Raw genomic sequence first — 14,638 nt, 5'->3', positions numbered from 1 at the left:
CCTTCCATCGACCCCGGTATGGGCGGACTTCAGGGATCCCCAGGCTGGTCTTTTAGCAGTGTTGATGGAACGTGCGGTTAATGACATCCAGTTGCTGCTCGCGGGTGAGCTTGATGAAGTTCACCGCATAGCCGGAAACCCGGATGGTGAGCTGTGGGTAGAGCTCCGGGTGCTCCATGGCATGCAGCAGGGTCTCGCGGTTGAGAACATTGACGTTGAGGTGGAAACCGCCATCCCGCATGTAGCCATCCAGCAGCCCCACTAGATTGGCAACCCGCTCCTCCGCTGTGCGACCTAGGGCCGCCGGCACAATCGAGAAGGTGTTGGAGATCCCATCCAGAGCGTCGTCGTAGGGCAGCTTGGCCACCGAAGCCAGCGACGCCACCGCCCCCTTGGTGTCCCGGCCGTGCATGGGGTTGGCCCCTGGGGCAAAGGGCTCGCCCGCTTGCCGCCCGTCGGGGGTGTTGCCGGTTTTCTTGCCGTAGACCACGTTGGAGGTGATGGTGAGGATGGACTGGGTGGGGATGGCATTGCGGTAGGTCTTGTGCTTGCGCAGCTCGGCCATGAAGGTCTGCACCAGTTGCACCGCAATGGAGTCAACTCGGTCGTCGTTGTTGCCGTATTTGGGGAAGTCGCCCTCCACCGCGTAATCCACCACTAGGCCCCGCTCATCCCGGATGGCCCGTACCCGCGCGTATTTGATGGCGGATAGGGAGTCGGCTGTTACCGACAGGCCGGCCAACCCAAAGGCCATGGTGCGCAGCACGTCCCGGTCGTGCAGGGCCATCTCCAGGCGCTCGTAGCAGTACTTGTCGTGCATGTAGTGGATGATGTTCATGGTGTTGACGTAGGTTTTGGCCAGCCAGGCCATCATCTGCGCCATGCGCGGCCACACCTCGTCGTAGTCCAGGACATCGGCGGTGATGGGGGCGAAAGCAGGAGCCACCTGCTCGCCGGAGATCTCATCCCGACCGCCGTTGATGGCATAGAGCAGGCACTTGGCCAAGTTCACCCGCGCTCCAAAAAACTGCATCTGCTTGCCGATGCGCATGGCCGACACACAGCAGGCGATGCCGTAGTCATCCCCCCAGTAGGGGCGCATCAAGTCGTCGTTTTCGTACTGGATGGAGCTGGTTTCAATGGAGACCTTGGCGCAGTAGCGCTTGAAGGCTTCCGGCAGCCGCTCCGACCAGAGCACGGTCAAGTTGGGCTCGGGCGCTGGGCCAAGGTTGTAGAGGGTATGCAGCATGCGGAAGCTGGTTTTGGTAACCAAAGGCCGCCCATCCAGGCCCATGCCGCCGATGCACTCGGTAACCCAGGTGGGATCCCCGCTGAATAGCTCGTTGTACTCGGGCGTGCGCAAAAACCTGACCATGCGCAGCTTCATAACAAAGTGGTCAATGAGCTCCTGGGCCTCTTCCTCGGTGAGGATCCCGGCCTGCAGATCCCGCTCGATGTAGATGTCCAGGAAGGTGGACACCCGCCCCAAGGACATGGCCGCCCCGTTTTGCTCCTTGACGGCTGCCAGGTAGGCCAGGTACAGCCATTGGATGGCTTCGCGGGCGTTGGCTGCCGGACGGCCCAGGTCAAACCCGTAGCGGGATCCCATCTCTTTCAGCTCTTGTAGGGCCTTAATCTGCTCGGAGAGCTCCTCCCGCAGGCGGATGGTCTCTTCGTCCATCGTGTCCAGGTCTAGACTGGCTTTTTGGGCCTGCTTGTCTTCGATGAGCCGATCCACCCCGTAGAGGGCCACCCGCCGGTAGTCCCCAATGATGCGACCCCGACCGTAGGCATCGGGCAGGCCGGTGATAATCCCGGAGCGGCGGCAGCGGCGCATCTCTTCGGTATAGGCGTCAAAAACGCCGTCGTTGTGGGTTTTGCGGTACTGGGTAAAAATTTCCTTGGTGCGGGGATCCAGCTCGTAGCCATAGGCTTTGAGGGAAGACTCCACCACGCGGATGCCGCCAAAGGGCATGATGGCCCGCTTCAGGGGTTTGTCCGTCTGCAGCCCCACAATTTGTTCCAGCTCTGGGTCGATATAGCCAGGGGCGTGGCTGGTGATGGTAGAGGGAACGGCAGTATCGGCATCTAGGATCCCTCGCTCTCGCTCCAGAGCCATCAAATCCTTGACCTTGGCCCACAGCCGCTGGGTGCGCTCGGTGGCTGCAGCTAAGAAGGTTTCATCGCCGGTGTAGGGGGTGTAATTCCGTTGAATAAAGTCTCTGACGTCGATGGAGCGCTGCCAGGATCCCGTTGCAAAATCGCTCAAAACTTTTTGACCGGCTGCGTTGGATCCTGTCCTTGGTTCCGCCTTCAATTCTGTAGGTGATGCTACAGAACGCTGCACACTGGCAACCATAACAATCCTCCCGGCTATTACGCCTGATAATCTATCGACAGGGCGAGGCAGCACCCCGGCCTTTGCCCCACGCAGGCTCTAAAAGAGAGCTAAAGAACCAATAGATCTCTGCAAGGCTTATAGGGATCCTACGAAGGGCTTTTAGCAACTCTTCTGTTTCTTTTTTAGGCGTTCTAAATACACCTCGCCTGATTTAATTTTAGTCCCTTGCGCTCTGAGGATATTTTCGGTTGCGTGATTTTTTAATCTTATTTTCATCCTATTTTTTAATGCTGTTTTAATATCTTCTTAACGTTGTTTTACGCTTTTCCATCGGCAAATGGCGGGCCTATGCTGAGGTAGGACGGCCCAGGTCGTCTGTTGCCGTGAGAACGTCAGGATACTCGGCCTTTGCCTTAGCAGTGCCTTGCTCTATGAACCAGTCCAATCGAATCGTCCAAGGGATCCATCACCTGCACTTCTATCTTTGGGATCTGCCCCGTTGGCAGGAACACTTTTGTCAGGTTTGGGGCTTCCGAATGGACGGACAGCTCGGCAGTACCCTCTGTCTGCGTCAGGGATCCCTGCGCTTGCGCCTATCTCAGCCGGCTCACGCCGGGGATGAGGTGGATCGCTATTTGCAGCAACATTCGCCTGGGGTGGTGGATGTGGCCTTGGCGGTGGAGGAGCAAGAGCTGTTGGGCTTGGCAGAGCTTTTGCAGAGGCGAGGAGCCCAAGTGGAGTGGATCCCGGCAGAAGACGAAGGCTGCCCTGCTCTGTGCCTGCGCACTCCTTATGGACTCAGGCATTCTTTGATCCCCAGCTCAGGGATCCCCGATTCAGCCCCTGCTGAGGAGAACCTGTTTTCCCACTGGGATCACCTGGTATTGAACGTGGAGCGGGGATCCCTGCAGGCAGCGGCAGATTGGTATGGGCAGGTGCTGGGTTGGCGGTCTCTGTATCGCTATAGCATCCGCACCAACACCTCTGGCCTAGAAAGTGTGGTGGTGGGAGATCCTGAAGCCGGGATCCAGTTGGCCATCAACGAGCCCACCTGTGCCGCTTCCCAGATCCAGGAGTTTTTGGATGCCCATCATGGCCCTGGCCTGCAACATGCGGCGTTGCATAGCTCGGATATCGTTGCCGGTGTGCGCCGGCTGCGACAGGGGGGCGTAAACTTTCTGCAGGTGCCGTCGGAGTATTACACAAACCTGGCAAGGGAGCTGGCTTCTGGAGCAATACTCCGTTCTGGTGGGTTGCCCCCCGCCATCTCCTGGCACGACTTGGTGGAGCAGCAGCTCCTTTTGGATGCCACCTTGCCTGCTTCTGATTCCCCACACCCCCCCCTGTTGTTGCAAACCTTCACTCAGCCTCTGTTTGGTCGGCCCACGTTTTTTTTCGAGGTCATCCAACGGTTGGGTGGAGCCACAGGCTTTGGCGAAGCCAATTTTCAAGCCCTGTTTGAAGCTCTAGAACGCCAACAGCGACAACGGCAGAAGGCTCGGGCCTGTTAACACCCTCGTCAACGCTCTGGGGATCCAGTGGGAGCACCAGGGGAATGTCTCCAGTTAATCAACACGATTGATTGCCCCTGAGTTTCCAGCCGACCGTTCGGGTATGCGGAAGGCGGTCAACTCAAGACAATTGGGCAGCAACGGCTTTCAACAGGTGTTTTTGGTCAACGGGCTTTGTCAAATAGGCATCGGAGCCAAAGCATAACCCCTGTTCAATCTCTTCGGGAGAGATTTTCGAGGAGAGAAAGACGAAGGGGATGTGAGCCGTGGACTGATCCCATCTCAGAGCATCCAGCACCCCATAGCCGTTCAGCTTGGGCATCACCACATCGCACAACACCAAGTCCGGCATCAGCGTGCGCACCATCTGCAAACCCTCCTCTCCATCGGTGGCCGCCACCGCGTCGTACCCCGCTCTTTGCAACACCTTCTGCAGGTAGGTACGGATGGAGGGTTCGTCTTCAATCACCAAGATGCGTTTGGACATAACTTTGTAAAAAAGCAAGCAAAAACCCAGCCCAGCCTGTCGGGCCCACTATCCACTTCCCGGAGCAACAGAGATCCGAGTTGATGCAGGAGCAAGTAAAAGAACTATAGGGGCAGTGTAGGGAAACCCTGAGGAAAAAAACTCCGCCAAATCGCTCATTCTGGGATCCCACGGCTCTGCAAAAATCCTGGTAGCGTGAGGGACAACTTTCCTTGTCCGTAGATTTGCGGTTATGCCAGGTAGCCCAAACTCCTCTCCTCCTTTGGGAGAGGGGCCGGGGGGGAGGGCAGCCTATTCTGAGGTCAGTTGTCGTTCCATCAGGCGGGCGAGAGCGGCGGTGGGAGTGGTCTGCCCTTGCAGCAACTGGTGAACCTCTTGAGTAATGGGCACGGGGATCCCGTGTTGGGCGGCAATTTTTACAACGACCGGAGCTGTGTAAACGCCCTCGGCAGTACCCTCCATTTCGGCCAAAATCTGCGACAAAGGCTTGCCCTGGCCCAGCCCGTAGCCCACCCGGTAGTTGCGACTGAGGGAACTGTGACAGGTGGCCAGCAGATCCCCCAACCCCGACAGGCCGTTGAAGGTTTCTGCCCGTGCCCCCAGCTTGGATCCCACCCGGATCATCTCTGCCAGGCCGCGGGTAACCAGAGCCGCACGGGCATTGGCCCCCAGTTGCAAGCCATCACACACGCCAACAGCGATGGCAATGACATTTTTCAGAGTGCCACCCAGCTCCACCCCCAACGGGTCACTGCTGGTGTAGAGGCGGAACCGCTCTGAAGAAAGGGCATACTGCACCTGCACAGCGGCCCAGGGATCCCGGCTGGCCACCACTGCTGCTGCCGGCAAGCCTTGACGGATCTCCGCCGAGAGGTTGGGCCCCGAAAGCACCACCAGGGGCTGCTCCGGGAAGGTGGCCCCCCAAATTTGGGTAGGGGTCAGAAGCTGCAGTGGATCCAACCCTTTGGTGGCCGAGACCAAAATTGCCTGCGGCGGGATCCCCACTTGGCGCACCGCTTCCACCACAGGGCGTACCCCCGCCATAGAGACGGCTGAGATGAGGATTTGGGATCCCTGGAGCACCTCTGCCAAATCCAGGCCCTTGCGGCGATCCCAAACCCGCACCCGGTGCCCTTGCCCCTGAGCCAGCATTGCCAGGGTACTTCCCCAAGCCCCGGCTCCCAAAATGGCAACGCTTTGAGGAGATGTTGGGCTTTGGCCTTCTGCGCTAGTGTTCATCTAATCTGTTCACCCGCAGACTTTCTCTTAAGCTTTCTTCGTAGGATGCCTCTCAAAAAACCTGCACCGGCGAAGGGAAGACCAACGGCAAAGGTTAGTATGGGTGGATACCAAATCATGGGTTAGCTCGAGAGCAGACGACATGGCAGAAGCAGGGATCCCCCGTCTTCCTCCTGAGGTAGCCGCCAAGATGGGAACCTGGCAGCACGGCTATGCCCTTACCAATGGCATTCAACTGCACTATGTCACCCAAGGGGAAGGGGAGCTGGCGATCTTGTTGCACGGTTTCCCGGAGTTTTGGTACTCCTGGCGGCATCAGATTCCGGTGTTGGCGCAGCGGTTTCGCGTGGTGGCACCCGATATGCGCGGCTACAACGATTCCGACAAACCGGATCACGGCTATGACCTGGATACCCTTACCGAGGATATCCGCGGCTTGCTAAGCCACTTTGGGGCCCGAAGAGCGGTGGTCGTAGCCCACGATTGGGGGGGAGCCATTGCCTGGCACTGGGCGCAATTTTTCCCTGAGGAGATTCGCAAGCTGGCCGTCCTCAATTCTCCCCATCCGGCCTGCTTCCGGCGGGAGTTCTTGAGCAACTTGGATCAACTGCGCCGCAGTTGGTACTTGTTCTTTTTTCAGTTGCCTTGGCTGCCAGAGTGGGTGCTGCAATGGGACTTGGGAGATTGGGTGCGCCGCATTTTCCAGGAAACTTCGGTGCGCAAAAGCGCCTTCACCCGCCACGACCTCAAGCTCTACCAAGAGGCCCTCTCCAAACCCAAGGTTCTCACCTCTGCCCTCAACTACTACCGCCAGCTTTTTAACCTGCCCACTTTGCAGAACCTGTTTTTGCAGCCCATGCGGCAAATCCTCGCCCCTACCCTGCTGATTTGGGGAGAAGAAGACTTTGCCCTCAGCCGCGAGCTAACCGAGGGGATGGATCCCTTTTTCCCCAACGGCCTGCGCAAGGAGTACATCCCCGAATGCGGCCATTGGGCGCAGCAGGAAGCTCCGCAAACGGTCAATCGGCTGCTGATGGAGTTTCTCTAGCGGGCCGGGCTTGGGATCCGCTCTTTACCATCTTCAAGGGTTGACCCTAGAATAATCCACTGAGTTTATGGGAGAACCGGCATGGCCCTGGAGTATCCATCCCATCTGCGCTACGTGGACACCCACGAGTACATCCATGTTGAGGATGATATTGCGGTGATTGGGATCACAGCTTATGCCGTCGATCAACTGGGGGATATCGTTTTCGTGGGCTTGCCCGAAGAAGGGACAGAGATTGAAAAAGGGGAAAGCTTTGGCTCGGTAGAATCGGTCAAGGCCGTTGAAGATCTCTATGCCCCTCTTTCTGGAGAGGTGGTGGCCGTGAATACAGCGGTGGTGGAGAGCCCCGAAAGCCTTGCTGACGATCCCTATGGCGATGGTTGGCTGATCAAGGTGCGCATTGCCAACCCCGAAGACTTGGAAGACACCATGAGTGCCGAAGCCTATGCCAGCTTGGTAGAGGGATCCTGAACCCCAACAGGTGGCCTCGAGCTACAGGAAAGTCTCTCGGTTACCACCCTCAGCTTTGGCCCGGTAGAGGGCTTTGTCGGCAGCAGCCAGCAGACTTTGTGGGTCAGTTCCTTCTTCCAGCTCCAGCAGAGAGGCGATGCCCACGCTGCAGCTCAGGGAGATGATCTCCGCTTCCACCTGCACCGACAGGGACTGGACGGCCTGCCGCAAGCGTTCTGTCAGCCCCAAGATTTGCGGGTTTGGGATCCCGCGCACCAGCAGGGCAAACTCATCGCCCCCCAAGCGGGCCACCAGATCGTCTTGGCGAACGTGAGCTTGCAATCGCCGCGCCACCTGGATTAAGGTTTGATCCCCAGCCCAGTGCCCCCAGCGGTCGTTGATTTGCTTAAACCCATCCAAATCCAGATAGAGCACGTGGAGAGGAATTTGATGGCGAAGAGCAAAGGGGATCTCCAGCTCCAGTTGCTTCAGGAAAAAACGTCGGTTATACAGACCGGTTAGCGGGTCATAGAGGGCAGCAGTGGCCATTTGCAAAAAGAAGGCTTCTTCTGCCGCGTTGTAGTAGGCAAACTTGAGGGTGCTGGCCCCCACTTGAATGTAATCTCCATCCTTCAGGAGAACGCGGCTGACGCGCTCGCCGTTAACATATGTGCCGTTGAGGCTCTCCAGGTCGGTGAGAACATAACCTTCATCTTCTCTCTCCAGCCGACAGTGCTGCCGGGAGACGGCGTGATCCAAGAGCTGGATATCCGCGCAGTGGCTGCGCCCCAAAACCCCACCCCTTGCCAAGGGAAACGTCATGCCCACATTGGCACCGCTGAGCACCGTCAGAAAGGCCCCAACCGGCCCGGCCTGGGATCCGCGCTCGTAGACTTCTGAGGGAATCTGAGTGGTTGGCTCCTCTGGCATCAGAGAGAGAGGATCGATAGGCATGGAGAGACCCAACGGGTTGTGCAGGTTAGCAGTAAGCACTCGTTATATCCGTATTATGCCGGTTTTCCCAAGGGCGCATTTGGGTAGATGGGGGTCGTCTTGCCGGTTCTGATCTGTAAACCTGCGGAACTCTGGAGTTTATCATTTACTATCTCCTTTTTTCCCAATCTTCTAACTTCTGAAGAGTCGCCGAGGCAGCCTAGAATGGGGCTGGGATCCCTGAGAGGAGGAGTGGGGCATGATCAGGCCCAATTCTGCCCATCTATTGACTCCGGATTTTCGCCTCAGCCTGTCGGTGTTGGCTTTGGCGGTACCGTTGTTCTGGCTTTCGCTTTGGGCGGGGCTGGGGGTGGGTCTGTTCGGCCTGTTTTTGATGGTGCAGACCTCTCTGATCGGGCTGGCCTTTACCAGGACGGCGCTGCAGGTCTACAGCGGCTCCAAGCGCATCCGCGAGTTTCCCTACAGCGAGTGGCAGGATTGGCAAATTTTCTGGCCGCCGCTGCCGGTGTTGTTCTTTTTCCGAGAAACCAAAAGCATTCATTTTTTGCCGATGCTGTTTAACCCTGCTGAGCTGAAGATGTGTTTGGAAGAGCGGGTGGGTCATCTCCACGCCCAACATCGGTCTCAAGGATCCCCGCCGATTGCTGGTCCGGGTAGCTCCCGCCGATGAGTGGCTCCGCCTTGTGGGTTTGGCAGCAGGCAGAGAGATGGCGCTGGCTGGAGTGTCAGCTTTTGGCGGAGTGGCCTCACGCTTTTGGCTCTCGCCAAGGTCATCCCCATCCCCCATCTCAGTTGGCCGCCCGGCTGCAACTGCCCCCTGAACAGGCCGCGTGGGGCCATCAGGTGCATGGCTGCAACTGGGTTTGGGCAGATGGGATCACCGAAACCTTTGGACACAAACGAGAGCAGGACTGCTCTGCTGGTCAAGGGATCTCTACCCGTTCTCAGGCGGATGCGGTCATTGCCCGCCGCCAAGGGGATTCTGCCTGGGTCTGCACCGCTGACTGTGTGCCGATTTTGGTGGCCAGTCGAGAATGGGTGGCGGCCATTCACGCCGGGTGGAGAGGCACTGCTGCGGGGATCTTGTCCAAGGTGCTGCAGGAGTTTCTCCGGGCGGGGATCCCTGCTGCTGGGATCCGCGTGGCCATCGGGCCCTCTATTTCGGGGTCAGTCTATCAGGTGTCAGAAGCGGTGGCGGAGCTGGTGCTGAACAGTTTACCCCCGGGGCTGGATGCCCGCGCCGCCCTGTTGCCCGATCCTCTGCCCGGCAAGGTTCGCCTGGATCTGCGCTGGGTCAACGGTGCCCAAGCCCAAGCCAAAGGGATCCCCCCTGAACACATTGCCGTCAGCCCCCATTGCACCCTCAGCCAGCCCCAAGATTTCTTTTCCTATCGCCGCGATGGATCCCTGAAGGATGAGCAGGGCCGTCATTGCGTGCAGTGGTCGGGAATCGGCCTGCGGTCGTAGGCAGACTTGACCCAGTTCTGCCCGGAGGAACGGGAAGTAGTGGCTATAATTGCGCTCGAGATAGGGCTCTTAAAATAAACTAATCCTAGCCGGCGAGGATCCCATGTTTCGCAGCGTTACCTTTTGTGGATTGTCTTGGATGGCTTTGTCCCTGGCGCTTGCTTTGCCTGAAGGGGTTAATGCTCAAACCTCTCTAACCGGCATCAACCGTGACAGCGTACTGCAACTGAACCTTGGGTCGGGACGCAGCCTCCCTCGGGTACCTGTGGGCGGTTCAGGTTCTGAGGAGGGCCGGGATCCTGCTGCTCCTTCGGCACAAATGTGGGCAGAGTGGCATATTCGCGCCAATGTCTGTACCGGAAACCTATCCACAGAAGAACTGGCGGAGCTGTTTCCATTGGTGAATCAAGCTCTGGTGGATGCCGTTTGCCGGGGAGGAAGTTAAAGGTTGCCCAGGCTGGCGGTAAGGTGAAGAAGGAGCCTCTAGGTCGCTGCTGCATGGATTTTGAGAAACTTTTGGAGGAATGGGTTGCAGCCTTTGCCCAAGTGGCCGAAGAAAGTTTGGCCTCTTTGGAGACTGCCCTGATGGAGCTGGCAGAGCACTTGGCTGTGCCTTTACAGGAAACCCTTAGGCAGTGGGAAGCCCTCTGGAATCTGGAGGAGGAAGTGGAGCTGGAGCCTGACCCAGAACCCTTTGAGGAAACCCTCAACCCTTCTGGCGAATCTTTCACCACCAGTCGTTTCTTCGTCAGCCCGATAGGATTTGGGGGTGTGGTTGTTTACACTTACGTGGCTTCGCCGCCAGAATACATCGGGGATCCCACCTGCCGCTACAATGCCCATTCTCCAGAGTTGCGCTGCGCCGTCAACCCCTGCGGCCCCTGTGAGGGCTGTCCCCACTATGAGCCCCGGAATGAGCCCCGATGAAGGGTGACCGCCTGATTGTTGCGCTGGATACCTCTTCTCAAGAGCAGGCTTTGAAGTGGGTGGACTCTTTGCCGCAGGTGCTGTGGTGGAAGGTGGGTCTGGAGTTGTTCACTGCTGCGGGTTTTTCCGTTCTGCAGGCTCTCAAGGAAAGGGGCAAGCGCATTTTTCTGGATTTGAAGCTGCACGACATTCCCCACACCGTGGGGAGGGCTACGGAGGTGGCCGTCGGCTATGGAGTGGATCTGCTCACCGTCCATGCTGCCGGCGGCAGTGCCATGTTGCGAGCAGCCGTGGCAGCCGCCCAGGGCAGTCCTTGTCGGCTATTGGCGGTTACCCTCTTAACCAGCATCAGCCCCCCGCAGGTGCGACAGGAACTGGGCATCGAGATGGATCCCGCCGACTATGTGTTGCATTTGGCCCGGCTGGCTCAAGCTCAAGGCTTTACCGGACTGGTTTGCTCTCCTCAGGAGGTCTCGCGGTTGCGCCAAGCTTTGGGGCCGGAGGTTTTGCTGGTTACTCCTGGGATCCGTCTGGGCCAAGCCAAGGCGGGGGATGGAGAGGAGGATCAACAGCGCATCTGCACGCCCGACGAAGCTCTGCGGGCAGGAGCCGATTATCTGGTGGTGGGCCGCCCCATCACCGCTTCTCCCGATCCCGTGGCCGCCTTGCGGCGCTTCCAAGCCTCATGGGATGCTGCCGGGTGAGGGTGTGGGGAGATGCCCGATGTTATTGGGGTAGTTCTGTAATGCAACGACGCCGTAGGCTTGTGCAGTGGATCCCTGAAAAAAGGCCGGCTGGATCCGGCAGGAGATGTTGGCTAGGAGTCGGTTTGTCGGTGGTTTTGGGCCTGGTCAGCACTCCTGGGCGCGTTAGGGGTGCGGAGCATTTCGTTCCGGCAAGAGGGGAAGCTTGTCTGGCTGCTCCCCAGGTTTGGGCTGAAGCTCTAACGGAGCAGTTGCCTTTGTTTCTCAATCTGGCCTTGAGCCGCTCCCGCTCTGAGTTTCAGGTTGTGCTGGTGGGGAAGCCGGAGGTTGAAATGCTCTCTCCAGGGTCTCCGGCCCGCTTACGCCAACAGGAGCTGGCTCCGGTTTTGCCGGACACCGCAACTGCTGTTTCGCCAGAAGCTTTTCGGCTGTATTTCACCACGCTGGAGCGCCGCTTGGTCTTGCCCCAACACCCCCAAAAGGAGGGCAACTCCTTGGCCGGTCGGCGCAGCGAAACCCTGCAACTGGCCTACGAGGCTTATGTTCTGCGGGCTGCTCCTGGGGATCCCTGGCGGTTGGTGCGTCTGCAGGTAACCGGATCGGGGATCCCCATTCGCGATGTAACGAATGGACTCACTGCCCAGGCCATCCGCCGCTGGCAACAGTCGGGTTGCCCCTTGACGGGCGATCTAGAGTTGACTAGACCTTCTCTCTAGCGGCGCGGAGCGCTTTGCGTCAGCATGAGTGCGGGAGTATGTCACGCGGGGAGATTCTCTTTTGGAAGTAACGAAGGGGCACTTTTTCTCCCCAACCGGCCAAGAGTAGAGGGCGTTGGATGTTCTGCTGCCGGTCGAGGGCCCACCCCGTGTAGGGATAGTGTTCTGCACTGCTCATGCGAACAGGCTAGGGTTTACCCATGAAGTTTCCCCCCGCCACACCCCGCCCGGGCAAGCGGCTGCCCCGCGGCTCATTTCCCCGCCTGAGCTCCTCCAACAGGGACAACCATCGCCGTCGGCGTTTGGTTGGTTTTGGTTTCATGGGCCACTGGCTGCTATGGGGAGGGATGGGCCTTCTTTTGGGGCAGCGACTCCGCTCTTGGGGGCAACCGGCTCCTCTGCAGTGGTGGCGCGTTTTGCCGGTGAGCAGTTCTGAGGGATCCCTGACTTTTGTCCAACCGGAACTGCCTCTCTACCACTCGTTCGCGTCAGTGGTGCGGAGCGCTTTTGCCGACAGGCTACTGCCCTGGCTGGCTCAGGGAACCGGGATCCCGGCTGAAGGGATCCTGCACATCTTCTCAGCTATGGCCTGCTTGGCCATTCTGCTGCTGTGCTGGAGCTGGGGCAATTTCTGGAGTGCCGGTCTATGGGGACTCAGCCCCTGGGTGTTGACCCAAGGGTTGGAGCCAGGCAGCGAGATTTTGGGCAGCCTGGTTTTGCTTTGCAGTTGTGGTGTTGGGCCGGGATCCACCTTGCGCTGGTGGGGTCTGGCCTTAGCCTGTGCCCTGTCCTATAAGGTTTGGCCCTTGGCTTTGCTCTGGGCAGGGCTGTGGACGAGCCAGCAGTGGCCGCGGCAACCGTTGCGTTCGCGTCAGCGGCTCGGAATATCAGGACTGCTTTTGCTGCTGCTGGTGATGGGGCTTTCCTGGCTGGGACGGTTTAATTTGCCGGCTACCTCTGCTGAGGTGATTCCCCATCCTCTCAGCTCCCAAAGTGGCTTGGCTGTTTTGGCTACTTTGATGCTGCCCTTGGGGTTGAGCTTGGTGCGGCTGGGCTGGCCTTGGGCGGAACGGCAACAAGCCCTGCTCAGCTTGGCCGGCTTGGGCCATGTCCTCTGGGTGGGAGTGCTGGCAGCAGTGTTTTGGGATCCCCAAGTGAACACCCTGCAGCAAAGTGCTCGCTGGGGTTTGGTGGTGCTCCCCTTCCTATGCCTGAGCGCCGGCGGCGTCTTGGCTGAGATCCCCTACCGGAGCTGGCGGCGGGTTTTGGGATCCCTACTCCTGGGCAGTTCTTTCTTGTTATCGTGGCAGGCATTGGCCTAAGGTATTCTTTCTCTTGCTTGCCATGACCCAGACCTCGTCCGCATCGGCACCGCGTAGCACTTCGCGGCCCTTGTTGCAAACCCTTTTTGCCCAACGGGCTCAGGCTGTGATCCCTTCTCCTTTCGGGGCGGAGATCCCAGGTGCAGCGCCGGTGGTTACCAGTTTTACTTTTGGGCTGGCGGATCCGCGTCTGTTCCCCAAGGCCGACTTGGCGCGGGCCACGGCGGAGGTGTTGGCAGAGGATGGGGACAATGCCCTCAATTACGGCGGCACGTTTGCCGGGCTGATCGACGTGGTGCTGCAGTTGATGCGGGATAGAGGGGTAGAGGCCCAGCCGGAAAACCTACTGATCGGCTATGGCTCTGGGCAGATCCTCGGCCTACTGCCTCAGGTCTTTGTGGAGCCGGGGGATGTGGTCATTGTGGAAGGGCCCACCTTCATGGGGGCTGTCAGCCGTTTTGCGGCGGCAGGAGCGCGTCTGATCTCGATTCCGGTGGATGGGGAAGGCATGGTGGTGGATCGCCTGGAAGAGGTGCTGCGCGATCTGGCTCGCCAAGGGATCCGCCCCCGATTTGTCTATACCATTCCCACCTTCCAAAACCCCAAAGGCTGCACCCTCTCTGGGCCACGGCGGCAGAAATTGGTGCAGTTGGCAGCTGAGTACGGTGTGGTGGTGGTGGAGGACGAGGCCTACTACGACCTGCGCTTTGCCGGGGATCCCTTGCCCAGTTTGGCTGCGCTGGATCGGGAAGGCTGGGTTCTTCATGTGGGCACCTTCTCCAAGATTGTGGTGCCGGGGGTGCGGGTGGGCTGGGCCTGTGGTCACCCTGAGATCATCCGCCGCCTGGAGATGTTTCGCAGCGAGGGATCCCTGGGGCCCTTTTTGGGCCGGGTGGTGGCCCGCTATTGCGGGGAGGGCCGTCTGCAAAGCCACATTCAACTCCTCACCCGTCGCTACCGAGAAAAGTGCCAGGTGATGCTGGAGGCCATCGCTCAATATTTTCCGCCCGAAGTCAAGGTGGAGGCCCCTGGGGGTGGATTTTTCGTCTGGTGTGAGCTGCCCCCTTCCCTAAGCGCCAGCACCTTGTTGCAGGCTACTCGCGCCCTGGGGGTCACCTTCCTGCCGGGCACCCACTGCTTTGCCGACGGCCAAGGAGACCATGCTCTGCGCCTGGCCTTCAGCTACCAACCGGAAGAGCGCATTGTCAGCGGCATCCAGATTATTGGGGAGCAACTGCACAGACTGATGCACTCTCGCGTCACCTGCTCCCCACAGCCTTAGCCATGCGCCGGAAAAATTGCCCAACGCCCTTCACCAGGTTGGGTGCAGCTTCTGGACGAGCCGGGATCCCTGCCGTGAGGGTGTAGTAGTCATCCAAGAGGGTGTGCTCTTCTGGAGAGCATGACTCTAGTCAATAATAAGCTCAACTATACTGAAAATAATGTATAATATGTTCAGTACGGATTACTAC

The 14,638-nt window shown here is 58.8% G+C and carries 15 protein-coding genes; 11 read left to right on the top strand and 4 right to left on the bottom strand.

Annotation, left to right across the window (positions count from 1 at the left end; translation table 11 throughout):
* Window positions 1–52: 52 nt before the first annotated feature.
* Window positions 53–2,359: a formate C-acetyltransferase gene (pflB, locus tag NW870_RS09350; RefSeq protein WP_414374994.1), complete on the bottom strand. Its 2,307-nt coding sequence runs from the start codon at window positions 2,357–2,359 to the stop codon at window positions 53–55.
* A gap of 413 nt (window positions 2,360–2,772) precedes the next feature.
* Here pflB and NW870_RS09345 point away from each other — a divergent pair, with 413 nt between their 5' ends.
* Complete coding sequence (locus NW870_RS09345; protein ID WP_414374992.1) at window positions 2,773–3,852, top strand: VOC family protein; 1,080 nt, start codon at window positions 2,773–2,775, stop codon at window positions 3,850–3,852.
* A gap of 121 nt (window positions 3,853–3,973) precedes the next feature.
* Here NW870_RS09345 and NW870_RS09340 read toward each other — a convergent pair whose 3' ends face one another.
* Window positions 3,974–4,339: a response regulator gene (locus NW870_RS09340; protein ID WP_414355726.1), complete on the bottom strand. Its 366-nt coding sequence runs from the start codon at window positions 4,337–4,339 to the stop codon at window positions 3,974–3,976.
* Between the two features lie 291 nt (window positions 4,340–4,630).
* Complete coding sequence (locus NW870_RS09335) at window positions 4,631–5,578, bottom strand: NAD(P)H-dependent glycerol-3-phosphate dehydrogenase (RefSeq protein WP_414355725.1); 948 nt, start codon at window positions 5,576–5,578, stop codon at window positions 4,631–4,633.
* Between the two features lie 103 nt (window positions 5,579–5,681).
* Between NW870_RS09335 and NW870_RS09330 the strand changes: the two genes are divergently transcribed.
* Both NW870_RS09330 and gcvH read left to right on the top strand, forming a co-directional pair.
* Complete coding sequence (locus NW870_RS09330; RefSeq protein ID WP_414344493.1) at window positions 5,682–6,626, top strand: alpha/beta fold hydrolase; 945 nt, start codon at window positions 5,682–5,684, stop codon at window positions 6,624–6,626.
* An 81-nt stretch (window positions 6,627–6,707) separates the two neighbouring features.
* Window positions 6,708–7,097, top strand: coding sequence for a glycine cleavage system protein GcvH (gene gcvH, locus NW870_RS09325; RefSeq protein ID WP_011432013.1), 390 nt, complete (start codon window positions 6,708–6,710; stop codon window positions 7,095–7,097).
* A gap of 21 nt (window positions 7,098–7,118) precedes the next feature.
* On the opposite strand, the gene NW870_RS09320 is transcribed toward gcvH, so the two are convergent.
* On the bottom strand, window positions 7,119–8,030 hold the full coding sequence (locus tag NW870_RS09320) for a diguanylate cyclase domain-containing protein (RefSeq protein WP_414374990.1): 912 nt from the start codon (window positions 8,028–8,030) through the stop codon (window positions 7,119–7,121).
* Between the two features lie 238 nt (window positions 8,031–8,268).
* Here NW870_RS09320 and NW870_RS09315 point away from each other — a divergent pair, with 238 nt between their 5' ends.
* The 8 genes from NW870_RS09315 to NW870_RS09280 all read left to right on the top strand — a co-directional run bounded on the left by NW870_RS09315 (window position 8,269) and on the right by NW870_RS09280 (window position 14,448).
* Entirely contained in the window at window positions 8,269–8,700 is a 432-nt protein-coding gene (locus NW870_RS09315) for a DUF3119 family protein (protein ID WP_414355723.1), read from the top strand.
* Window positions 8,697–9,497, top strand: coding sequence for a peptidoglycan editing factor PgeF (gene pgeF, locus NW870_RS09310; RefSeq protein ID WP_414374988.1), 801 nt, complete (start codon window positions 8,697–8,699; stop codon window positions 9,495–9,497). Before NW870_RS09315 ends, pgeF begins: the two co-directional genes overlap by 4 nt.
* 103 nt (window positions 9,498–9,600) lie before the next feature.
* Window positions 9,601–9,942, top strand: a complete 342-nt coding sequence (locus tag NW870_RS09305) for a hypothetical protein (RefSeq protein WP_414374986.1) — start codon at window positions 9,601–9,603, stop codon at window positions 9,940–9,942.
* A gap of 53 nt (window positions 9,943–9,995) precedes the next feature.
* Window positions 9,996–10,424: a DUF6464 family protein gene (locus tag NW870_RS09300; protein WP_414374984.1), complete on the top strand. Its 429-nt coding sequence runs from the start codon at window positions 9,996–9,998 to the stop codon at window positions 10,422–10,424.
* Window positions 10,421–11,128, top strand: a complete 708-nt coding sequence (gene pyrF / locus NW870_RS09295; protein WP_414374982.1) for an orotidine-5'-phosphate decarboxylase — start codon at window positions 10,421–10,423, stop codon at window positions 11,126–11,128. The genes NW870_RS09300 and pyrF overlap by 4 nt, the downstream gene beginning before the upstream one ends.
* Window positions 11,129–11,259: 131 nt before the next feature.
* Window positions 11,260–11,844: a hypothetical protein gene (locus tag NW870_RS09290; RefSeq protein ID WP_414375003.1), complete on the top strand. Its 585-nt coding sequence runs from the start codon at window positions 11,260–11,262 to the stop codon at window positions 11,842–11,844.
* 200 nt (window positions 11,845–12,044) lie between these two features.
* Window positions 12,045–13,166: a hypothetical protein gene (locus NW870_RS09285; protein WP_414374981.1), complete on the top strand. Its 1,122-nt coding sequence runs from the start codon at window positions 12,045–12,047 to the stop codon at window positions 13,164–13,166.
* A 22-nt stretch (window positions 13,167–13,188) separates the two neighbouring features.
* Window positions 13,189–14,448, top strand: coding sequence for a PLP-dependent aminotransferase family protein (locus NW870_RS09280; protein WP_414374979.1), 1,260 nt, complete (start codon window positions 13,189–13,191; stop codon window positions 14,446–14,448).
* Window positions 14,449–14,638 lie beyond the last annotated feature (190 nt).

Source organism: Synechococcus sp. R50.1 (assembly GCF_047462115.1).
Lineage (GTDB): Bacteria > Cyanobacteriota > Cyanobacteriia > Thermostichales > Thermostichaceae > Thermostichus.
This window is presented reverse-complemented; position numbering and strand designations above follow the sequence as displayed.